At 42.3% G+C, this 23,239-nt stretch carries 19 protein-coding genes; 6 read left to right on the top strand and 13 right to left on the bottom strand.

Going from position 1 to position 23,239, the window contains the following annotated elements:
• Positions 1–95 precede the first annotated feature (95 nt).
• Complete coding sequence (gene trxA / locus CXF81_RS15780) at positions 96–422, bottom strand: thioredoxin TrxA (RefSeq protein WP_101182293.1); 327 nt, start codon at positions 420–422, stop codon at positions 96–98.
• 98 nt (positions 423–520) lie between these two features.
• Between trxA and rhlB the strand changes: the two genes are divergently transcribed.
• Both rhlB and CXF81_RS15770 read left to right on the top strand, forming a co-directional pair.
• Complete coding sequence (rhlB, locus tag CXF81_RS15775; protein ID WP_101182292.1) at positions 521–1,828, top strand: ATP-dependent RNA helicase RhlB; 1,308 nt, start codon at positions 521–523, stop codon at positions 1,826–1,828.
• A 12-nt stretch (positions 1,829–1,840) separates the two neighbouring features.
• Complete coding sequence (locus CXF81_RS15770) at positions 1,841–3,349, top strand: guanosine-5'-triphosphate,3'-diphosphate pyrophosphatase (protein WP_101182291.1); 1,509 nt, start codon at positions 1,841–1,843, stop codon at positions 3,347–3,349.
• 40 nt (positions 3,350–3,389) lie between these two features.
• Here CXF81_RS15770 and CXF81_RS15765 read toward each other — a convergent pair whose 3' ends face one another.
• The 7 genes from CXF81_RS15765 to prlC form a co-directional block, all read right to left on the bottom strand.
• Complete coding sequence (locus CXF81_RS15765) at positions 3,390–4,379, bottom strand: catalase family peroxidase (RefSeq protein WP_101182290.1); 990 nt, start codon at positions 4,377–4,379, stop codon at positions 3,390–3,392.
• 86 nt (positions 4,380–4,465) lie between these two features.
• A complete protein-coding gene (gene ubiB, locus CXF81_RS15760; protein ID WP_101182289.1) occupies positions 4,466–6,094 on the bottom strand; it encodes a ubiquinone biosynthesis regulatory protein kinase UbiB in 1,629 nt (542 codons plus the stop codon).
• Positions 6,084–6,230, bottom strand: coding sequence for a hypothetical protein (locus CXF81_RS19955; RefSeq protein WP_157825575.1), 147 nt, complete (start codon positions 6,228–6,230; stop codon positions 6,084–6,086). Before CXF81_RS19955 ends, ubiB begins: the two co-directional genes overlap by 11 nt.
• Positions 6,227–6,928, bottom strand: coding sequence for an SCP2 domain-containing protein (locus tag CXF81_RS15755; protein ID WP_101182288.1), 702 nt, complete (start codon positions 6,926–6,928; stop codon positions 6,227–6,229). Before CXF81_RS15755 ends, CXF81_RS19955 begins: the two co-directional genes overlap by 4 nt.
• Positions 6,929–7,777, bottom strand: a complete 849-nt coding sequence (gene ubiE / locus CXF81_RS15750; RefSeq protein ID WP_232771967.1) for a bifunctional demethylmenaquinone methyltransferase/2-methoxy-6-polyprenyl-1,4-benzoquinol methylase UbiE — start codon at positions 7,775–7,777, stop codon at positions 6,929–6,931.
• A gap of 328 nt (positions 7,778–8,105) precedes the next feature.
• Positions 8,106–8,834: a DNA-3-methyladenine glycosylase I gene (locus CXF81_RS15745; protein ID WP_101182287.1), complete on the bottom strand. Its 729-nt coding sequence runs from the start codon at positions 8,832–8,834 to the stop codon at positions 8,106–8,108.
• Positions 8,831–10,861, bottom strand: a complete 2,031-nt coding sequence (prlC, locus tag CXF81_RS15740) for an oligopeptidase A (protein WP_101182286.1) — start codon at positions 10,859–10,861, stop codon at positions 8,831–8,833. The genes CXF81_RS15745 and prlC overlap by 4 nt, the downstream gene beginning before the upstream one ends.
• Positions 10,862–11,047: 186 nt before the next feature.
• On the opposite strand from prlC, the gene gorA reads away from it, so the two are divergent.
• A complete protein-coding gene (gorA, locus tag CXF81_RS15735) occupies positions 11,048–12,427 on the top strand; it encodes a glutathione-disulfide reductase (RefSeq protein ID WP_101182285.1) in 1,380 nt (459 codons plus the stop codon).
• A 224-nt stretch (positions 12,428–12,651) separates the two neighbouring features.
• Here the strand turns inward: gorA and CXF81_RS15730 are convergent, their stop codons facing one another.
• The gene (locus CXF81_RS15730; RefSeq protein WP_101182284.1) at positions 12,652–15,084 is read right to left on the bottom strand and encodes a DUF305 domain-containing protein; all 2,433 of its coding nucleotides are present in this window, start codon (positions 15,082–15,084) and stop codon (positions 12,652–12,654) included.
• Between the two features lie 259 nt (positions 15,085–15,343).
• Between CXF81_RS15730 and CXF81_RS15725 the strand changes: the two genes are divergently transcribed.
• Both CXF81_RS15725 and CXF81_RS15720 read left to right on the top strand, forming a co-directional pair.
• On the top strand, positions 15,344–16,717 hold the full coding sequence (locus CXF81_RS15725; protein WP_232771966.1) for a xanthine permease: 1,374 nt from the start codon (positions 15,344–15,346) through the stop codon (positions 16,715–16,717).
• 341 nt (positions 16,718–17,058) lie between these two features.
• Positions 17,059–18,399 (top strand): magnesium transporter, encoded by a 1,341-nt coding sequence (locus CXF81_RS15720; RefSeq protein WP_101182283.1) that lies wholly within the window; start codon positions 17,059–17,061, stop codon positions 18,397–18,399.
• Positions 18,400–18,408: 9 nt separating this feature from the next.
• Here the strand turns inward: CXF81_RS15720 and CXF81_RS15715 are convergent, their stop codons facing one another.
• The 4 genes from CXF81_RS15715 to CXF81_RS15700 are packed head-to-tail and all read right to left on the bottom strand — an operon-like array spanning position 18,409 to position 22,024.
• Positions 18,409–18,960: a membrane integrity-associated transporter subunit PqiC gene (locus CXF81_RS15715; RefSeq protein WP_101182282.1), complete on the bottom strand. Its 552-nt coding sequence runs from the start codon at positions 18,958–18,960 to the stop codon at positions 18,409–18,411.
• Between the two features lies 1 nt (position 18,961).
• The gene (locus CXF81_RS15710) at positions 18,962–20,782 is read right to left on the bottom strand and encodes an intermembrane transport protein PqiB (RefSeq protein ID WP_101182281.1); all 1,821 of its coding nucleotides are present in this window, start codon (positions 20,780–20,782) and stop codon (positions 18,962–18,964) included.
• A complete protein-coding gene (locus tag CXF81_RS15705) occupies positions 20,779–21,399 on the bottom strand; it encodes a paraquat-inducible protein A (protein WP_101182280.1) in 621 nt (206 codons plus the stop codon). Before CXF81_RS15705 ends, CXF81_RS15710 begins: the two co-directional genes overlap by 4 nt.
• Positions 21,392–22,024, bottom strand: a complete 633-nt coding sequence (locus CXF81_RS15700; protein WP_101182279.1) for a paraquat-inducible protein A — start codon at positions 22,022–22,024, stop codon at positions 21,392–21,394. Before CXF81_RS15700 ends, CXF81_RS15705 begins: the two co-directional genes overlap by 8 nt.
• Before the next feature lie 188 nt (positions 22,025–22,212).
• Here CXF81_RS15700 and rlmF point away from each other — a divergent pair, with 188 nt between their 5' ends.
• A complete protein-coding gene (rlmF, locus tag CXF81_RS15695; RefSeq protein ID WP_101182278.1) occupies positions 22,213–23,214 on the top strand; it encodes a 23S rRNA (adenine(1618)-N(6))-methyltransferase RlmF in 1,002 nt (333 codons plus the stop codon).
• Positions 23,215–23,239 lie beyond the last annotated feature (25 nt).

Genomic DNA, 23,239 nt, shown 5'->3' with positions numbered 1-23,239 from the left:
CAGTTTTACAAAAAAATAACTTTTAAATAAAAAAGGCCACCAAAATTGATGGCCTTTAATCGTATGTCCGGCGTGATAAATGCCGATAGCAGCGTTTAGATATTTTCGTTCAAAAATTCAACTAATTGAGTTTTTGACAGCGCACCCACTTTGGTTGCTGCAACTGCCCCATTTTTGAAAAGCAATAATGTTGGAATACCACGAATACCATATTTAGGGGGTGTTTCGTTATTTTCATCGACATTAAGCTTACCAACTGTTACCTTGCCTTCAAACTCGTCAGCAATCTCAATTAAGATTGGGGCGATCATTTTACAAGGGCCGCACCATTCTGCCCAGAAATCAACTAAAACAGGACCGTTAGCATTGATTACATCTGCTTCGAATTTTTCGTCACTCAACGAAATAATTTTGTCGCTCATTCTTTTCTCCAAATTTGGTCATCCGCTGAAACTTTCAGCCTTGCCCTATAGTGTTAATAGAAATTGTTTTTAATGCAAGCAATGATAAGCTATAAGCTATGCCACAAACACATTTAACAGATACATCTTTTTCAGATCTTCCGATCCATCCGCTTATTTTAAAAGCGCTTGAGGAAGCCAATTTCACCAAATGCACGCCAATTCAGTCAATGTCACTGCCTCAACTTATTGAAGGAAACGATATTGCAGGGCAAGCACAAACTGGGACGGGCAAAACTATTGCATTTTTGGTGGCTACTTTCCACTACCTTTTACATCACCCGAAACCTGACAATGAGCCAAATAAACCGAGCCCGAGAGCCATTATTATGGCACCAACCCGAGAGCTTGCTGTGCAAATCTACAATGATGCAGAACTGCTTAGCAAACACTGCGGCTTATCTCTTGGCTTAATATATGGGGGTGAAGGTTACGAAAGTCAACGGGATCGACTAACAAAAGGGGTAGATATTGTTATTGGTACTACTGGCCGTATAATCGATTATTATAAGCAAGATATTTTTTCGTTGAAAAATATACAAGTGGCCGTACTCGACGAAGCTGACAGAATGTTTGATCTCGGCTTTATCAAGGATATCCGCTATTTGTTTAGACGTATGCCAGAACCAACTCAACGCTTGAGTATGCTGTTTTCCGCTACCCTCAGTTTTCGCGTCCAAGAACTCGCTTATGAACATATGAATAATCCAACTCATGTGCAAATTGAACCCGAAAAGAAAACGGCGACGAGGGTATCTGAAGAATTATTCTACCCATCAGATAAAGACAAGCCTCTTCTGCTACTAACTCTGTTTGAAAACGAATGGCCAGACAAAGCCATTGTGTTTGCCAATACCAAATTTGGTTGTGAAACCGTTTCCGCTTGGTTACAAACTGACGGACATCGAGTCGGTATGCTAAGTGGCGATGTACCTCAAAAGAAACGTTTGAGTATTCTTGAAGACTTTACCAGCGGAGCAATAGATATATTGGTAGCTACCGATGTTGCTGCTCGCGGTTTGCACATTCCTAAGGTCACGCATGTATTTAACTATGACCTACCCGATGACGCAGAGGATTACGTGCATCGCATCGGCAGAACGGGTCGAGCAGGTGAAAGCGGCATTGCGATTAGTTTCGCTTGCGAAAAATATGCATTGAATTTGCCTGCTATTGAAATGTATATTGAACATCAAATTACAGTAACTGACTATGACCCTAACCAGTTACTGAAAGATGTAAAGGCGCCTGTATTCCATCGCAAGCCAAGAGGCAGAACTGATGGTCGACCGGGCAACCGGGGTGGTCGTTCTTCTGGCGGGCAGCGTCCAAGTGGCCCAAAAAGGAACCACCAAGGAAGAAACTAGAGGTAGTCGCGCTTGATCCAAGAAGTACCCAATACTGTTATACAAGACGAATATTATGCTGCCGTTGATTTAGGCTCAAATAGCTTTCACATGGTGATAGTTAGAGTACTCAGCGGTAGTGTTCAAATAGTCAGTAAAAATAAACGCAAAGTAAGACTCGCTGCAGGGCTTGATGATGATTTTAATCTATCAGAAGAGAGTATTCAGCGCGGTCTTGAGTGTTTAAAGACGTTTCGCGAACAATTAGACGACATTCCTAAAGCTAACATTAAAGTTGTCGCTACAGCTACCTTGCGTATTGCTAATAACGCAGCCGATTTTGTCACCCGTGGCGAACGTATCCTCAATCATAAAATCAATGTCATATCAGGTGAGGAAGAAGCCCGTCAAATTTATTTAGGTGTTGCTTATACCTCTGCAAACCAAGGCAATACTTTAGTTGTTGATATTGGTGGTGCAAGTACCGAAGTTATCGTTGGCCGTGATATGCAACCGCTGCATTTAAACAGTGTGGACATGGGTTGTGTCACTTTCATGGAAAGGTATTTTAAAGGAGGGGTAATAAATAAAGAAAACTTCGAGCATGCGCTCGCAGCCGCGGAACAAATGCTAGTCCCATATGCAGCCACGTTCAAATGCTTTGATTGGCAGCAATGCTTAGGCGCTTCAGGCACTCCTCAAGCTATTGTCAGTATCCTAGTTAAACAAGGTATAAACGACGCTATCAGATTGGATTACCTGTATCAATTACGTGAGCAAGCTATTGCTTGTCAGCATATTGATAGTTTACAGATTGATGGACTCGCCGATTCTCGCAAGCTTATTTTCCCCGCTGGCCTAGCTATTCTAATCGCACTATTTAAGCAATTGAATTTAAAAAATATGCAAATCTCAGGTGGTGCGCTTCGTGAGGGTATGATTTACGGCATGTTGGATAATTACCAACGAGCCGATCGCAGAACTCAAGGTATCAATCAACTGGTGTCGCGTTTTCACATCGATACAGCACAAAGCGACCGAGTGCGTAAAGTAGCTATGGCGTTAAGCCGTCAGATGTGCGCACAGAGCAAGTTCTGTGACTTTGACACAGAAGCACTCATTTCTTCTGCTGCGGCGCTTCACGAACTTGGCTTACATATCGGCTATAAGAAGTTTCATGAACATGGTGCTTATATTTTGACACATGTTGAATTGACTGGCTTCACTACACTGCAACGTATGTTTATTCGAGATCTAGTAGGCATGCACCGCCAAGACATTGATTTAAGCGTATTTAATAACTACCAAGAAGACTTTAAAGAAATGCTCGTCAACGCATTACGTATTGTCAGGATTTCCGTGATTTTATGTACTCGCAGAAGAGACGACACCATTCCCAGTCCTAATCTTACTGTAGCTGGCGATGATTGGCATTTACACTTCGGCGATGGCGTTTTACTCTCACATCCACTAGTGCATGCTGAAGTCATACATGAAACTTGGTTGCAACATAAAGCGGGCTGGAAGCTAGCTTGTGAATGATGCATGACGCAGCACTATTCACAGGCAGAGTTGATATCGACTATTGGTTACTGAGTCGCTTACCAAATGAAATCGCATAAGATGGTGAACGCATTCTTAACACAGGATCAGCGCTTGGTGTGAAGCCAGAGGACATCATATTCGGGTCAAAGTTAGTGTTCTTGCACGCATCGCCACCATTCGCCGTTACGGTTACGGTGCCTAACGCAACTTGCGGACGCTCATTTGGCCACTGTTGTGAAGGGTCGATGTCGCTGTCTTGCTCTTCACCTAAACTCGCCATAATCGTAAAGCTAACTGCGCCTTCTTCAAGCTGTTTAGTAAAAGTGTCAACTAGGAACTCTTCAGGCATTTCGGCTGCTTCATCTTTATCCAAGGTTTTGACCCCTAAACTTGGCTGAATATCCCATCGAAATTTGGTTTTTTCACCACTCGCTTGATTAAAATAAAATGTGTGTAGGCCAAAAAAACCTGTGTTTGCAAAAGAAGCAGGTGTTTTAGCCCCTTGGTTCCACATTGCATTTGCTTGCACTGAGGGATTTGCCTGAATGAAAGCCATTGTTTTAGCTGGATCTGTTTTACCATTTTCGTCTGGTAATAATGTGGATAAGAAACCAAAGAAGGTTTCTGGATCTTTACCCGCGAAAACAGGGAAATTGTTCCCTGTGAACGTGTGGAATGAACCACTCGGTAATTTAATTTGCATACCTAAACCGCGCGTACCAGGCGCTCGTTCGTCACTATTGGGGTTAGCACCGCCTAAAGAAAATCGCATAGCAACAGGCAAGTCACCGTTTGCCAATAAAGCAGCACCTCTAAAATATTCGTTAGGTGACGGCACAAAAGTACCTATTGCGCACATCCCTCTGGCATGGGCTTTTCTGAAACCAGGATGCGAACCACCTAGTTTCTCAAAAATATCCACTAAATCTGTAGCCTGAACTTCTTTGTCGCTTGCCATTGCGCTGAAAGGCACCGTTGCAATTAATAAACAAGCTGCAATGCTTGATGCAATCAATGTGTGCTTCATATGTGTCCCTTACTTTTGTTAGTTTTAACCTTAACCGCTAACAAATATAGTTATTTAGCTAGCTAGTTATACAATCAAATTGGTGTCTAAGAAAGCTTACGCCACGACATCAACCAGCAAATACCACCAAAGAAGCCTAAACCAATGCTACACCAAACTGGCTTTTCAAAAAGGTACATCAATACGGCTACCACCGAAAATGCGGCGGCAAGGTGGCTATAAAAACGGGCTTTTTGGGTGTTCTTAATGGCTTCAATATGCATTTCATGGTGTTTTTGTTGTTCAATTGGAAGGCGTTTCAATTGCTTCATACCGTCATATATTAAGTCGGGCATTTCAGGCAGCTTCTCATTCCAAAATGGTAAGTTTTCATACACCTTTTTAAACATCGCTTTAGGTCCCACTTGCTCTTTCATCCAGTTCTCTAGAAAAGGCTTTGCGGTTTTCCAAAGATCTAACTGCGGGTAGAGCTGACGGCCAAGACCTTCGACATATAACAGTGTTTTTTGCAATAACACCAGTTGCGGCTGAACCACCATATTAAAGCGACGAGCGGTATTAAACAGTTGCAGCAAGATATTACCAAAACTGATGTCTTCGAGTGGTTTTTGAAAAATCGGTTCGCAAACTGTGCGGATACCCATTTCAAAATCAGCAATATTAGTATCCGCAGGCACCCAGCCAGAATCGACATGGAGCTCTGCTACTTTTCGGTAATCGCGATTGAAAAAGGCAATAAAATTTTCTGCCAAATAACGCTTATCTTGTTTGCTTAATGTGCCGACAATCCCATAGTCTATACCAATATAAAGAGGATTTTCAGGGTGTTCCCTGCTGACGAAAATATTTCCAGGGTGCATATCGGCGTGAAAAAAGCTGTCTCTGAATACTTGGGTAAAGAATACTTCGACACCGCGTTCAGCAAGCAATTTCATATTTGTATTTTGCGCTCTCAATGCAGTCACGTCTGATATCGGAATACCAAAAATACGTTCCATGACAATGACGTCTTTGCGGCAATGTTCGCTATAAAAATAGGGGACATATAACGAATCAGAATCTTGAAAATTGCGTTTAATTTGTATTCCATTTGCCGCCTCTCTCAGCAAGTCTAGCTCATCAAGAATGGTACGCTTGTATTCTTCCACCACTTCAACTGGGCGCAAACGCTTGCCGTCAGGAAGCCATTGTTTTAAAATTCGCGCGATACTCAACAACAAATCAACATCCGCTTCAATAGTCTGTCGAATGTTCGGGCGCAATACTTTAATAACAACTTCTTTATTGTCACTTTTTAAAGTTGCAGTATGCACTTGTGCAATCGAAGCGGACGCTAAAGGTTTAGCCATAAAGTCTGAAAAAAGCACAGACAAATCTGTAATTTCTAATGATCGTTTGATCATATCTTGCGCTATTTCGGGGTCAAATGGCGGCACGTTGTCTTGTAACATACTCAATTCTGTTGCTATGTCATCACTTAGCAAATCGCGACGCGTTGACAGCATTTGCCCAAACTTAATATAAACAGGGCCTAAGGTTTCAAGTGCCAAACGCAGTCGACGCCCTTCGGATTGATTCTTGTGGTTATTTGGCAACCAAAAAATACAGCGGCGGGCGAAGCGCACATACCATGGCTTAAAACGTGCTGGTATAATCTCGTCGAGTCCGTGCTGTAACAACACTTTACCGATGTCATAAAAGCGTCTAATTTGCACGTTTACTTCCCTGCTGATGATGGTTAGAGAACTTATTTACATGCTCTACATTGAGCACATTTATGGTGTTGTTGGCATCTCCTGGGTAGCGATAAGAAGTATATTCACCGACCGTATTTTGTTTCCTAATATTCATTTCTGCTTTTTCCTAGCTTTATTCTCTAGGATCGCCAACCGAGCTTCTAGTCTTGCTGCCGTATCTCGCACTTCAGACACTTCTTGTATATAGTTCTCGAGCATAATCGGCCTAACACCAATCGGCTTTTCATCGAGTAATATGTGGCTCAGGGCTTGCATTGCTAGCGTATGCTTGCTTTTAATGAACTGGCCAAAAGACTCGGCGCCCTGCATTGCATTATGTGCCGCGATATCACCAAGATGTTTAGAAAGAATTTCTTCGATATCAATATTTAATCCAACAAATAATTCACTCATGTTCCTAGCGATTTGTAAGTCACCATCAAAATCGAGTTTATTTTCACGAATAAGCCGAGTGATATTACTGGTATCTTTTAGCTCACTAATAATAAATATCGATAGGCTTATGGCGCAATAGTTGTGGCTTTTTTGATGTTTTTTTTGTGCTGCAACCTGCTCGCTTGCATGATTTGATAAAGGGCCGGATAAAGGGCTGGGTAAAGAACTAGATAAAGAGCTGACTTCAACTCTTGTCGCGTGAAAGTTAAACACCAGTGGAAAGGGTAACTCATGTAACTTTATTTCGCATTGCTTACCAACTAGAGGCTGCAACAGCACGTGACTGTCTTCATCAAAGGACAATATCTTATTTATCGCAAATTCAACAGCAGCGGTCATAACTTGAGCTTCATACATTTAGAATTTGAACCCTCTATGCAACGCCACAATACCACCGCTTAGATTTGTAAATGTGGTTTGTTCGAAGCCCACCTCTTTCATCATAGCTTCAAGCGTTTCTTGATCAGGATGCATACGAATAGATTCAGCTAAATATTGGTAACTCTCTGCGTCATTAGCAACTAACTGCCCTATTTTTGGCAATAGATGAAATGAATACGTATCATAAATTTTGCTCAATACGTCACTGGTCGGTTTTGAAAACTCCAGCACTAACAAGCGACCGCCTGGCTTTAAAACACGAAAAATAGAAGCGAGTGCATTTGATTTTTCTGTCACATTACGCAACCCAAACGCCATGGTCACTAAGTCGAAATGATTGTCTGGGAATGGCAGCGCTTCAGCATTGGCCTGCACATAATTGAGATTAGACATTATGCCCATATTGGTGAGTTTTTCTTTACCCACCAAAAGCATAGAATGATTGATATCGGCCAATGTCACCTGCCCCGTTGCACCAACCATACGACTAAACTTGGCGGCTAAGTCACCCGTTCCACCCGCAAGATCCAATACTTTTTGACCTGGGCGAATACCGCTGCAATCAATAGTGTAGCGTTTCCAAATACGGTGAATACCTAATGACATCAGATCATTCATCACATCATATTTCGCCGCAACGGAATGGAAAACATCGGCAACCATCGACTGCTTTTGTTCTTTCGCAACTTGCTTGAAACCAAAATGCGTTTGCTCTGTGGCTGTTTTCTCTGAAGCTGTATCCTCTGAAGCGCTTAAATGATCGAGCAAATTCTCACCGCGCTCATCATCGGATTTTTCTGCTGGTGTTTGTTTTGTTCTTTGCATTTTAGTTGCTTCTTTTAAGAATTTTGATACTGATGAATTAGTTAACAGTGACTCTCTTTAAGTAAAGTTCTATAACTCGCTAACTGAGTATAAGTGATTTCTTAATAAATGACTGTCCGGCAGTGACTTAAAAAGCGTTACTTTTGATAAATAACGTTCACAAGTAGCTTCCTAGAATCGTGTTTAGTGAAAATTCATACTCTCTCTACTGCGTTAATTGCAGCTAACTAATAACCTAATTGTAGCTAAAAATCGGAATAAATACATCAACTAAGCTGAACTTGGGCTAGGAAAATATGCGCAGCATTCATTTATCGCTGTTTTAAGATTACTGAACCATACCGACATAGTTATCACCGCAACTGAAAGACACAATTTGGCTGAGTTCTTGTAACGATAAACCGCTCTCTTTTTGCCAATCAAAAAAAGTATTTTGAATTGTATTTAAACTGCGTTTCGATCTAGCAGAACCGCTAATTAATCCATGTTCAACAAAATAAGCCTCGACGTCACGACTTAACAAGAATGTGTCCACGCCGAGCGTGCGTAAAGCATAAGGCCCAGTGTTGCCACCTAGTCTTGCGCCTTTTTTCTTAAGATAATCCCATAAACCAATAAGATCATCTTGCGGCCATTGCGTAACGAAATTTGCAAAACTGCCGTGACTGCGACGAATGTCATCAATCATCCATGCATTTTCGCGGATTGTTTTTACTTTATTAAAGTTGCGAATAATCGCGGGGTTTGTTGCTTTTTGCTCTAGCATTTCATCAGGCATTAATAATATTTTATTGATATCAAAACCAAAAAAAACCTGTTCAAAATTTGGCCATTTCTGACGTACGACACGCCAGACAAAGCCTGACTGAAAAACTTTCTTTGTAAACTCGGCTAAAAAGCGATCGTCTGGTGTATCCAGTATCTGTTTTCTGCTAGCGGGCTGCGACAGTAAATCTCTAACCATTGCCTCACTACCTTTGCGTTTGCAGACTCGGTCATAAAGACTCGCAAAGGCTTCTGCTTTGACATCAATATCTTTTGACCGAGCTAAACTCATGCCGCAATACCCGAGTGGCGCAGCAGTGCATCAACTTCTGGTTCACGACCTCTAAACGCAACGAACAATTCCATGGGCTCTTTACTGCCACCCATTTCAAGAATATTATTCAGAAAAGCTCGGCCGGTTTCTTGATTAAAGATACCTTCCTCTTCAAAGCGACCAAAGGCATCGGAGGACAATACTTCAGCCCATTTATAACTGTAATAACCGGCGGCATAACCACCCGCAAATATATGCCCAAAGCTGTTTTGAAATTTATTAAACGTAGGTGGAATAACTACCGCCACCTCTTGTCGAACTTCATCCAGTATTTGTTGCACTGATTTTTCATCATTGTTTTGCTGGTGAAGCGTAAAGTCAAACATGCTTAGCTCTAGCTGCCTGACCATTTGCATTGCCGATTGATAGTTTTTGGCTGCTAACATTTTTTCTAATAATTCACTTGGCAAAGCTTCGCCAGTTTCAAAATGGCCAGAGATAAAACTCAAGGCTTCTGGTTGCCAGCACCAGTTTTCAAGAAACTGACTGGGTAACTCTACCGCATCCCAAGCAACACCATTGATACCTGAAACACCACCGGCTTCAATTTTGGTTAACATGTGATGAAGACCATGTCCGAATTCATGGAACAACGTGACCACTTCATCATGCGTAAATAGCGCCGGTTTGCCATCAACAGGGCTACTAAAGTTACATACCATGTAAGCGACTGGAAGCTGTAACTCCCCATCCGGTAGTCGACGTCTGCTTCTGCAATCATCCATCCATGCACCGCCACGCTTTTTATCGCGAGCATATAAGTCGAAGTAAAAAGAACCACGGTGTTGATTGTCGGCATCAAATATTGTGTAAAACGAAACATCTTGATGCCACACATCAACATCTTCTTGTTGCTCAATGCGCAAACCATACAAACGTGAAACAACTTCAAACAAGCCTTTCAGCACTTGTTTTTCAGGAAAATATGGACGTAATTGTTCGTCTGATATTGCGTATTTTTGCTGTTTTAATTTTTCACCAAAATAAGTGTAATCCCATGCTTGTAAATCTTTTTGGGCATGTTGCTGGGAGGCAAAATCAACGATCTCCTTTAGTTCAACTTGCGCTTGCGGTTTTGAACGTTTTGCTAAGTCTCCCAAAAACTGTGTGACTTGCTCTGTTGATTTTGCCATTTTGGTAGCTAACGAACGTTCCGCATAGGAAGTGAAATCAAGTAAAACCGCGGCTTCTTGCTTTAAAGAAAGTATCTCATCGATGTTAGCCGTATTATCAAACTCACCTGCGTTGGGCCCTTGATCTGATGCTTTTGAACTATATGCACGATACATCTCTTCACGTAATGCGCCGTTATCAGCATACAACATGACCGGCAAATAACTTGGAATGTTGAGCGTAAACAACCAACCATCAACGCCTTTTTTTCTCGCAGTTTGGGCTGCTGCTGCCTTTGCAGAATCAGGTAAACCGGCAAGATCTGCCTCATCCGTTATCTGTTTAGTCCACGCCATCGTCGCGTCCATAACATTATTACTAAAGGTAGATGATAAATCTGACAGACGGCTTTGTATGTCTGCGTAGCGTTTCTTTTTATCGTTCTGTAAGCCAACACCAGAAAGCGTGAAGTCCCGAATGGCATTAGTGACCACTTTTTGTTGCGCTTCATCTAATGTAGTAAATTCTTGACTGTCCCGGAGTTGCTGATACAGGCTAAACAATGCTTGGTTTTGGCCAACCCAAGTACCAAATTCGGATAACATAGGCAGGCAAGCATCATGAGCTTCACGAAGTTTGTCACTGCTGACTACCGAGTTCATATGACCAATGGGCGACCACATTTTTGACAATACGTCGTCAGTATCTTCTATACGTTCGACAACTTGGGCGTAGGTAGCTTGTCCGTTTTTAACCACGTCTTCAATCACTGCCTTGCAGTTTTCAATGGCTTTTTCAATGGCCGGAACAATATCTTGGGTATCAATTTTTGAAAAAAGAGGAAGCCCGCTCACGTTTTCGATTGCATTCATAAAGGATCTCATCGTTGTTCGTTGTTGTCAGCAAAAATGCTTACAATGTAGTTTATTTATAATTGGGTATTCAGGATGGGATCACAATGGTAAATAAAACTTTTTTTGAACGAACACTTGATAATTCCGGTCTAGTAGGCATATTTGACGTACTAGATTTAACGCAGTCACTTTTTTAGGAACAAAATGAATACAAAAACACATAACCCGCAAGTGAAAAAACATTTCGATTTTATCTCCATTGGTGGCGGTAGTGGAGGTATTGCATCCGCAAATCGTGCATCAATGTACGGCAAAAAAGCTGCGATTATTGAAGCCAAAGACATTGGCGGTACCTGCGTTAATGTAGGTTGTATTCCTAAAAAAGCCATGTGGTTTGGTGCACAAGTCGCAGAAGCTATTCATAAGTATAGCCCCGACTATGGTTTCGATATTACCGTTAATAGCTTTAGTTGGGCAACATTGGTTGCTAGTCGCAACGCATATATTGATCGCATTCATCAATCTTATGATCGCGTATTAGGCAAAAATGGCGTTGAACTTATTAAAGGTTTTGCCACGTTTATCGACAATCACACCATTGCTGTTGATGGTGATATATACACGGCAGACCACATTACCATTGCTACGGGTGGGCGCCCCATAAAACCAGATATACCAGGAGCAGAACTAGGAATTAATTCAGACGAATTTTTTGATGTCAGTGAACAACCTAAAAGAGTCGTAGTGATTGGCGCCGGCTATATAGGAGTTGAATTAGCCGGTGTAATGCATTCACTGGGTTCTGAAACACACTTGTTGGTGCGTCGTGAAAAACCACTACGTAATTTCGACGATATGTTGTCTGACACATTGGTTGAAATTATGGCAGAGGACGGTCCAAAGCTGCATCCTTATACCGAAGTTACTGCTATTGAAAAACAAGCAGATGGATCGTTAAAAGTTAAGCTTAATAGCGGTGGTTATATTGATTGTGATGCCGTAATTTGGGCTATTGGCCGAGAACCTGCCAACGACAAAATCAATATCGAAAATACTGATGTGGAGCTAGATGAGCGAGGCTACGTGAAGGTAGATAAATACCAAAATACGACCGCGGCGGGCATATATGCTGTGGGAGACAATATCGGCAAAGTGGACTTAACACCTGTTGCAGTCAAGGCTGGCAGATTGCTGAGTGAGCGATTATTCAACTCTAAAACTGACGCACACATGGATTATGACCTTATTCCAACCGTGGTATTTAGTCATCCTGCTATTGGTACCATCGGCTTGAGTGAGAAAGAAGCGCTTGAAAAATATGGCGAATCTAATATCAAAGTATACAACTCTAGTTTTGCTGCTATGTACACAGCGGTGACCTCGCACCGACAAGCGACAAAAATGAAGCTTATTTGTGAAGGTGTTAATGAAAAGGTGGTGGGTCTCCACGGTATTGGATTTGGTATGGACGAAATTCTGCAAGGCTTCGCTGTGGCGATTAAAATGGGCGCAACGAAAGTAGACTTTGATGCCTGTGTAGCCATTCATCCGACCAGTGGCGAAGAGTTTGTTACATTAACATAAAAAAAAGTCCACAATAAAACCCAATTGGGCTTTTGGACATTACGGTTTTTATTGAACATTAGAGCGTGTTTAGATTTGTTCATACCTCCCGAAAATAGTGGCTAACTTTCAGGGCGCATTTAGAAAAGTCATGCGCTTTTTTCAGTTAGCCACATTATTTCCGTTGCATTATTTCAGCTGCATTATTTCCGCTGCATTATTTCCGCTGCATTATTTCAGCTGCATTATTTCAGCTGCATTATTTCAGCTGCATTATTGAGAATGTCACGTAGGCCTACTATACGTTTGTGAGTATTTACGCCATCATTGGTTGCGTTTATATCACGCGCTAACGCTGCAAGTGCGTCAGACAGTGTTGCAGATCCATTACCATTGGCCAACGAGACTTGTGCCTTACTGAGTAAGGCCTTAGCGGCATCAATATCAGCTTGACCCATACCACCATCGCGCTCCAGTTGATCGATATAAGCTAATCCAACAACTGGGCTTAGTGGCCAAGTGACCTGAAACTGCTGCTGAGGATTGAACGTATCACCCATGTCCGCTAATTTCGCCGCCGCTAATTCATTTTCAGTCAGAAATTCACTAACTTGCAGCTCGATGACATCAAGACCACGCAGTATTTCAGTACCGTAAATTTTCCCGTTATACCAATATGTTGACCAGTAGCCACCAATCACCATCCGTTCATCATGAATAGGGCCACGGTCAAAATAGGCAATTTCAACGGGATTAACTGTATCGGTAAAATCGATAACTGACAAGCCGCCTTGATACCAAGCTTGAACAAAAATATCGCGTCCCGGCACTGGCACTACTGAGCCATTATGAGCAACACAATTCTCTTGTTCCGATTGTGGTGCATCAATTTTGTAATAGCTTTGAAAAATCAACTTACCGTCTTTAACATCATAAAACGCGTTGGCTCCCCACGATTTTGGATCAGATGCTCGGCAACGAGGCTGGGTGCCACCGCCCCACTCATCGGTGAATAGAACCTTGGTGCCGTCGTTATTGAATGTTGCTGAATGCCAATAGGCGAAGCCTGGATCAGATACTTCATCAATACGTTTTGGCTGCAATGGGTCAGAGATGTCTAGTAATATACCGTTACCTGAGCAAGCACCTGCGGCCAATTTTAATGCTGGAAACACAGTAATATCATGACATTGGTCAGTCATACTTGTGTGTTGAGTGCCGTCGCCATGATCGCCACCCCGCCATAAGCCGGGCAAACGTCCTTCATCATCAGAAAAAACCGCAGGGCTTGAGGTAATACGCGCTTTCTCTGGGGTTTTCACCGGTATTTCTATTACGTCTATACGGAACAATGCGGTGCGGTTATCACCCGCAATGTCTCCAATACAACCTTCTAATTCTTCTTCATCGCGCACACCTGCCGTACCTGAGTTATAAACAATAATTGTGTCTTCATCTGAGGACACTATTGAATGCGTATGCGATCCTCTGCAGGTTTGTACAAGCCCTACCTGTCTGGGCATGGTGATGTCTGAGATATCAAAAATACGCAATCCACGAAAACGTTGCTCACTGATATCGTCACTGATACCTTGCAGACCACAATCAATACGACCGCGGGTTTGTTCGACTGACATGATCAGTAAATCACCCACAATAGAGACATCGCCCTGACCACCAGGACAAACAATCGAACTTGCTAGGCTTGGCTCGCCATTCTCACTTAAGTTATAAATATTAAATCCATGATAATTCCCAGCAACTAAAATATTGCCTGAAAATGCCATATCTGTGTTCCAAAAACTAAGTAATGGCCAACGCTCTGCCCACTCTGTTTTTACATCCCCGCCGTCTTCATTCTCTCGACTTTCAGACTTATCATCTGCTGAGGGCATTTTAACTGGTGGTATATTTGACGGATTATTAGGATCGAAAAAACCATTTGGTCTTGGCAGTGTTTTAATTAATTTTAGATTTAGAGCGGCTTCACCCGCATCTCTAAAACCAGCTTTGAGTCCGACTCGTTGATCCGTTGAAAGGCCTGAAAACAGAGCGTTCATTCGCGTAATTTCAACTTTTTGATCATTGACAACATCATTGACGAAGTCAAACAAAATAGGATCATATGCCGAACCTGACTGCTCAAGTAAATCATCCACCATTCTCAGTGCACCCTCATGATGAGGTATCATCAAGCTTAAGAATAAGCGATCAAAATCAGTGCCTTTCGCTGCCTCAAGTTGGTCCATTTCATCTGCGTTCGCCATCCCCATTAAGCTGTGGTCCATGTGCATGGAATGATCAATATCTGTGGCTTCACTGCGTTGCGCTAACCAGTCTTGCATAAAAGCAATTTCATCGGCCTGCGATTTGCGAATGCGACCTGCAATATCGATTAGATCTTCATTATTGGTTCGATCCTCGACCAACACAGCCATGTCCACGGCCTGTCCATGATGCGGGATCATGTTTTGCATAAACAGAACGTCGTCACGAGTAAAACTTGTATTCGCTATTTTGACTGCATCTTGCGCACTCAACGTGCGTGATATTTGTCCAGGCGCACCAGGCTGAACAATAGGAGGCGCTTGCGCAACGCAGGCTGAACTTAAAACGCTCAAGCTGAATAGAGCAGAATACGACAAACAAGTTAGCGGTTTAGTACTGATAATTGACATACAGGGCAAATCCTTTTGAAGTGTTTACGTTCTTTCAGTGGACAGATAGACTAGTTCGAAAATCAATCAGTGTAAAGACTTCGACAACGCACTGTATAAAAAAAGCTCTAAAAAAATGTAAAATAATTAAGTCTTTTTTGTAAAAAATGATGTAATAATGATCGCTCGTTTATTAAACAAATACAAACAGTTGATTCAATAACGCATGCCAAAGAATTTGTTTGTATTGGAATTATAGTTAAATACTGAGAATAATAATATGGCAAAGACAAGACTTGATGGAGAGGTTCAACCCGGTTTTAAATGGGGTCCGTTTACGATGCGGATCCCACTGATTCATTTACGTTTTTCACTAGCTGACATGCTACAAGGCCTAGCCGTAGCAGGTGCAACCGGAATGGCGTTGGTACCTTATTTTATGGCGTTGTTAGGGCTTAACTTCGAAGAAGCCGTGACAATGGCAATGTTCCATAGTTTACTCATTTCTTTTTCTTGGATGTTTTTTGGCGACCCCTATGCACCGGGTTGGTTAACACCCGCAATCCCCTTTGTAGTCGCATTTATAACGGCGCCGGCCTATTTAGGTGATCATACTTCTCAATTTCAGGCCATGACTGCACTTTCATTAAATTTTGCATTTATTCTTATTTTTTTAGGCGCTACCGGCCTCGGAGAAAAGTTAATTAAGATTGTACCCAATGTATTTAAAGGCGGCATCATACTCGGCGCAGCCGTCGCTGCCTTCTTGCGCGTAACCAAAGATGGTGATGCGGCGAATGTATTTCAGTCAGCTCCAATAGCAGGTACTCTGGGTGTTGTTGTCTGTTTAGTTTTTGCATTTTCTAAACCTTTACATGCGATTGCGACGGACCGAAGATGGCTGGCCAAGCTACTTGGATTTGGCTTACTACCGGGCTTTGTTGTGGCTGGCACTGTTGGATATTTTACCGGTGAATTTGAATACAATATCCGCTGGGAAATTCTAGATGTTGGCACGTCGGCAACTGCACTTTGGCAAAAAGCGTCACCATTCGTGATTGGCTGGCCATCAATAGACACTTTTATCGCTTCGTTTCCATTAGCCCTAATCACCTATATCTTGTTTTTCGGTGATGTGGTCACCGGCAACGAAATGATAGAGCAAGCGCAAAAAGCTCGCAGCGATGAGAAATTAGAATTAGATAGCAGCCGCGCGCATATGGCTACAGGTATCAGAAACATATTAATGGGGATCATCGCCCCGTTCTTTGCGACTCAAGGAGTGCTGTGGACAGGAATACAAGTGGTTCTTCTTAAACGTTGGTCTCAAGGTCGCGACAAACTAGATTCAATTTTCGATAGCATTGGCAGTTTCTATGCGTTTGGTCTGCCATTTCTGTTTGTTTTCCTGCCATTAGTCACGTTATTACAACCGCTATTGCCAGTGGCCTTGGCAGTGACATTAGTATTAACTGCGTTTGCGTGTGCCACCCTGGCCCTATCGCTCGTGCAGGATGCGACAGAGCGTGGAGCGATGGTCATAACCGCAATGGCATTTAGCGTGTTCGAACCGTGGATTGGATTACTCGTCGGCATTATCACTATCATCGGTTTATGTGGATTTAAAGTCTTCAAACCCGAAGAGAAAAGTTAATCCAGCTCATTTAAAGACGTATATGCGTCAAGTTGTACTCCTAGATAGCGCCACTACCGCGGATGGTATCAACATTCCATTACCTAGTTATGGGTGTATTGATATTACCGCAACCTGTCCAACGGTGCTTCATTAGAAGCGGTAGGCACTTGAGCAATTACGTTTTTGTAATGCACCGTCAACACCAGTAAATAATCCACTAAATTGCACCACTTTATGTGTATAAATGAGGGCATAAATTAGGCTTATTTATGTGCAAAAAACCCGAAATATCCATTGCAGTTTATTTCATTTGATGTGAATCTACGCACATTATCGCCCCCCTTTTTGGAGACTTTCGGATGTCTGAACTATTACCTGATTTGATTGAAGAGGTCATTAGCCACTCGGAATTGAGTGACAGTGGAATAGGCGTGGCTGCAATTATTGCGCAGGCTGATGAAGATGAGATGGCATTGCTACTCGAGTCATTGCCGATAGAACAGCGTTTAAGCCTCTGGCAGACTCTCCCGGAACATAAAAAGCTCGATATACTTATTGCCATGCGCGGCGATCCTCGTGAAGTATTGGTGCGAGCAACCGAGCCCGAACGATGGGATAAATTGTTTGTCGGTATTGAAGCCGAAGACTTGCTTGAACTTGCTGATTCACTACCTGAAGAGTTGGTTGAGCGCGCGTATGCGGCGATGGATAGAGTACAAAAGCAGTACTTTACCGAAGCGAATCAATATCCAGAAGAACAAGTGGGTCATTGGATTACGCATGACTATCTAGTGCTTCCCTTGAATGCCAGAGTGCGTGAGGGTATTCGTCTTATACGCCGCGAAATGCCGCGCCACACGGATGTGATTTTTCTGATTAACCGCTTTGGCCATTTTTCTGAGGCCGTGCCTATTTCTAAGCTCTACGCGTTACCGGAACACGTTCCCTTAGTTGATTTTGCATTGCACGATTTTCCAGTCATCAATGCCACAGATGAAGGCCAAAAGGTAGTAAAAGATGTTTTGTATTCAAGCTATGGCGCATTGCCTGTTATCGATGAAAATCGTAAATTAATTGGCCGAATTGACGTTACCACAGCCTCTGAATTGAGCGAAGAGTATTATGAGCGCCAACTGATGGCTAGCGCCGGTATGGATGAAAACGAAGATTTATTTTCTGCGGTTCGCAGAAGTGCCAAGAGGCGTGCAATCTGGTTAGGTATTAACTTACTGACTGCACTCTTGGCAAGCGCCTTTATTGGCATGTTTGAAGCAACCCTTCAGCAAGTTGTGGCTTTGGCTGTATTAATGCCTGTAGTAGCAAGTATGGGAGGCATTGCTGGTAGTCAGACACTGACTCTTATTATACGAGGCTTAGCACTAAAACAAGTTACCCCAGCCAATACCAGGGTACTGCTATCCAAAGAATTGAAAGTGGGTGGACTGAACGGCATTATATGGGCCATTGTCATTGGTATAGTTGCGTTCGCATGGTTTGGTGACCCATTACTCGGCGCCGTAATAGCTATCGCTATTTTCTTAAATATCGTTGCAGCCGCGTTTGCCGGTGTTTTTGTGCCTGTGATACTTGTTAAATTAAAAATTGATCCGGCGCTATCTGGCTCAGTAATTTTGACAACGGTTACTGACATAGTCGGTTTTGTCGCCTTCCTTGGCTTGGGAACAATACTGCTGTTGTAAGGCTTTAACTTAAAGCTTCTGGTTAATTTGAATGGCGAGAGCGCCCACTTGCTCCCGCATTTGTTTTACCGCATTGGCATAACCGTCAATGCTCAAATCATCAACAAGTTTAAAGCGAGAAAGTGTGTTTTCAGTATTTTTTGATGATATTTCGAAAAAACCTGACAGTAGCAATTTACCGTCTGCCCCCGGATAGAAATGCTCTATTGTCACACTAATACTGTCGCAACTATTGCACCGGCTTACGAATTCACTATTTTCATTTAAAGTATTCAGGTCGCTTAGTAATGCACGCCCAATAGCGTCGTCTAAACTGTCTGCCCAACTGTGATAATTGGCCTTAATAAGCACCTGCCCACCATCACGCATAACTAACTGATTAGTACTTAAATAGTCAGCGAGTTTAATTTGTTCTAGCTTAATTCTGGTCGTTGTGGTTTTTTGCTTTTGCACTCTCGGTTCAGCATCAAATAGGTAGTAAGTCGGATCAGGTGCTTGTGACATTGTGCCGCATGACATAACCAACAAACAAAACACAGTTAACATAAACATTTTTTGCATATTAGTTACCTTCTTTTTTAGATGCTTGTGGCTGTTTATCACTTTCTGCCGGCCCACCAAACACAAGTGAATTGGGCTGGTTACGTACTTCTTTTACAATAGGCTTTATTTCATCTAAGGCGATTTCAATTTTCTTTATCATTTGCTCAACCGAACGATATACATGCGACTCCGGTTGCAAGCCTTTTAATGTCGACTGTAATTCTTGCAAGCTTTGCTCTAACGTACCCAAGGTCATGCTCGCTTTTTCAATTACCTTGGCTGACGTTTTGACCGTTTCATCTGCGCTATCTATTAATCCATTTATATTCGCAAGCGTCGCATTTAATGGTAATTTTTCGAGTTCACCCAAAATATTTTCTAACTTTTTACTTAAACTCGCAAAGCCCCCTTGCGCCGCCGGAATAACAGGGTATTCACCAAATTGACCAACTACGTTTATCGGCTTTCCACCCGGCTGAAGGCTGACTTTCAGGTTTCCGGTTATCAGGTTCGCATTTTCAATAGACGCTGTTAGGCCTTCTTTGATCCAGTCATCAACCATTCCCTTGAAAATATCAATTGATATATATCCATTCTTCATCAAGCGCTCGGGTTCAAGTTTGATTACAACAGGAATGCGATCTTCTATGCCTACCCCTGCTATATCAATAATTTCCCAGAACTCCATATAGGGTTTGCTGACTGTGCCAAGTCTAATGCCTCGGTAATCTACTGGCGCACCTTTGTGTAAGCCACCGACACTGTCTTCAACTAAAATAACATACTCGATAAACTTGTAATTTCGTTGCTCATCGATACTTTCTTGTGAATCATAAACTTGAAATTGATGGTTTTGCGGCACACCAACTCCCGGCACTGCATCATCAACAAGTCCAAATTCAACACCACCAGCAACCAGCGCATCTAGGGATGCCATAGTTAAACTGACGCCTTGAGTCGAGGTTGTAATCGACAATCCATTGACATTCCAAAATGAGGTGTTTTCAGTCACTAAATTGTGAAAAGGAGCGTGAATAAAAATGTCATAATGAGCTTCTTGCTCAAGGTCGTCATAGTACTTTGACTCAACAGCCCCTACTTCAAACCCTTTGTGCAACACAGGATTACCGACGTTAAGCGGCTTATTGCCACGTGAAATTAGTTTTAAGTGAATACCGTCTGCATTAAGTGAGGTCACCGGTGGGGTTTCAAGGCCCACAAATGCAAATTTCTCACTATTCGACTGCCCGGGCGATACCTCAATATAAGCGCCAGATAGCAGTGTTCCGACGCCGGTAAAACCGGTTGCGCCAAATCTCGGTTTAACGACCCAGAACTCACTGTCCTCAACTAAAAAAGAGTCCATTGACTTGTCAACCTCAATATCCACTAAAATAGTTTTCTTGTCTGCACTAAAACTAATTTTTTTGACCAAGCCGATGCCTACATTACGGTTTTTTAATACCGTTTTTTTTGCTTCCAATCCCTCTGCAGTTTCGAATTCAACTTGGATGTGGATACCACGATTTTGCCAATCGTTGTAAACCATGCCGACACCTATAAGCACAGCAATGATTGGTAAGATCCATATTATCGAAAATTTCGATTTATTAGCGATAACCGGTGCACTAGCAACGTTGTTTAAAGTGGTATTTTGGTCAAGGTCATTAGTTGGTATTGCTTGATTTTGTTGCCGCTGTTGTTTGCTTTTATCTTGTTTCAGTTGGTCTGCACTTTTAGTTTCAGGCGGACTATCGGCATTGGGAGACTCACTACTTTGGGGATGATCCGTTTTAGCATTTTCAGATTGTGCGTTTTCTTCATTCTTGTTACTGGTCATTCTTGGTCCACTCTATCCCACAGGATCCTTGTATCGAACTGATGAGCACTGACCATCGTCATTATTACCACAACAGCAAACGCGGTTGCCGCAAAGCCAACTTTAATTGACATTATCTCGCCTAGTTGTATCAGGGCTACTAAAATAGCCACAACAAATACATCAACCATCGACCACTTGCCTATAAATTCAGTCACTCGATATAATTGAGTTAACTCATATTGCTTAATGCCGTCAGCCCTAGTTGCACAATAGCACAGCCAAGCGAGAGCGAACATTTTCGCTATCGGGACAATTACACTGGCGATAAGGATGACCGCAGCAACAAAATAGGAACCGTGTTCTAAGAACAAAACTATTCCACCAATAATGGTGCTCTGCGTCGTTTTACCTAGTAATTCTGTGCTCATTATAGGGTAAATATTTGCAGGTATGTAAAGCAAAATGGCAGTGACTAAAAGACTCAACGATATTTGTACACTATTTTTGACTCGAGATGACAATGCAGTATTGCAACGTTGACAATGCGTTGCGGCAATAGGTGCTAATTGATGGCACACCAGACAATTAACTAAGCCGCTGTTTGCCGCTGTTTTTGGCTTTATTGAATTAACCATGTGAACATGCACCCGCTTGTTCTATCCAATCCCATAATCTATGGCTGTCTATGACGGATACAATATGCGTGAATAACGGTGCAAAGATCACATATGCCCAAAAAGATGGTTCAAGTGAGATATCGGCCATCGAAGTCACTTTAATTAGTGCAACTAACACGCCAATTAGAAATACTTCGGCCATTGACCATGGCAAAATATAACTCATCAATTTACCTAGCCCTACCGAAGGCACTATTTCAAAACCTCGAAAGGTCGACAAAATAATAAGGCAAACAGACGTTAAGTAAAGTGTAGGGAGCAGCAAAATAAAGGAAAAAACGAGAACCGCAACAAAGTAGTACTCTTGCGTATATAGTTCTGTAAACGTTTGCAATAAATTAATCGTGCGGATTTGTTCATTAGAAGAAAAAGAGATAAATGAAAATGTGCACGCGACGACCATTAAAATGAGAGCGGTAAAACTCGTCGCCAATACATATTGTTTGGCGTTATTGTGCCCCATGGCAATGCTGTGGTTACATCTTGGGCAATGAACATTAGTGCGATGTGAAATAGCATCAGGCATGTTTACAAGGAGATCACATTCCAGACATGCATGCAGGTGCGGTTGGGCTTTATTCATTTGCAACAGGTTCGCCTAAATATCTCATACACAGAAGTATAAACCATGTTGATGAACAGTAAAGACGTGTGTGCGCATGACCCAGTCTCCAAAATTAAGATCTAACAACATTAGTACCAGATTTGCAGGTGAAGTTGTTATAGAATGAATGAAAGCAGGCATTTGAGGCATTATTTAGTGATTGCAGAATGAAATCAGCGCAAATGAAATCGATTAAAAATGGTCACCTAGCTACAGACCCTTCAACTGCATTGGACAAAAAAACCAATGCGAAAGCTGAAATGCATCATAGAAATGTGCACAATCACGGCTACGACTTTGTTAAGTTAGCGCAAGTACATGCTCCCCTAAGAATATTTTTATCTGCCAATCCCGCGGGCAAACTAACCATCGATTTTTCACAGCCTAGCGCAGTAAAAGCCCTTAATGCTGGGTTATTAAAGCAATTCTATCAAGTCCAACATTGGGACATTCCTGCCGGTTTTTTATGCCCCGCAGTACCTGGGCGAGCCGATTACATCCACTACATCGCCGATTTACTCGGACAAGACAAGGACGGTCAAATTCCTCAAGGAAAGCAAATCAGAGGTTTAGATATTGGCACTGGCGCAAATCTCATCTATCCAATAGTGGCAAGCCAAAGCTATGGCTGGAATATGATAGGAAGCGATATTAATCAGGCTTCATATTCCGCTGCGAGTCTTATTGTTGAATCTAATCCTAACTTGCGCAAATTAGTAAGTGTGCGTCTTCAAAAACAGCCAAAAGCAATATTTTCGGGTGTTGTCAAAGACAATGAGTTGTTTGATTTTAGTCTGTGCAATCCACCATTTCATATTTCTGCGGATGCCGCTTTGGCTGGCAGTCGCAAAAAGAATCAAAATTTGGCGAGACACAGTCAAAAGCGAAGAGGTAAAGACTCCACAACCACAAACCAGTCTTCACTCAATTTTGGTGGGCAGCATAGTGAATTATGGTGCGAAGGGGGTGAATTTGAATTTGTCAAAAGCATGATCACTGAAAGTGTCGCGTTTAAAACTCAAGTGAAATGGTTTACCTCATTACTATCCAAAAAAGATAATGTCCTCCCTTTGCTAACGCTGGCAGAGAAACTTGGTGCAACCGAATGTAAAACCATTAATATGGCACAAGGTGCAAAAGCGAGCCGTTTCATTGCATGGCGTTTTTGACTCAAGTGTATTTGATTTTAAAAAA

Origin of the sequence: Glaciecola sp. 33A (assembly GCF_002836745.1) — a bacterium.
GTDB lineage: Bacteria > Pseudomonadota > Gammaproteobacteria > Enterobacterales > Alteromonadaceae > Glaciecola.
The sequence above is the reverse complement of the archived record's forward strand: the minus strand, read 5'-3'. Positions and strand labels throughout refer to the sequence as shown.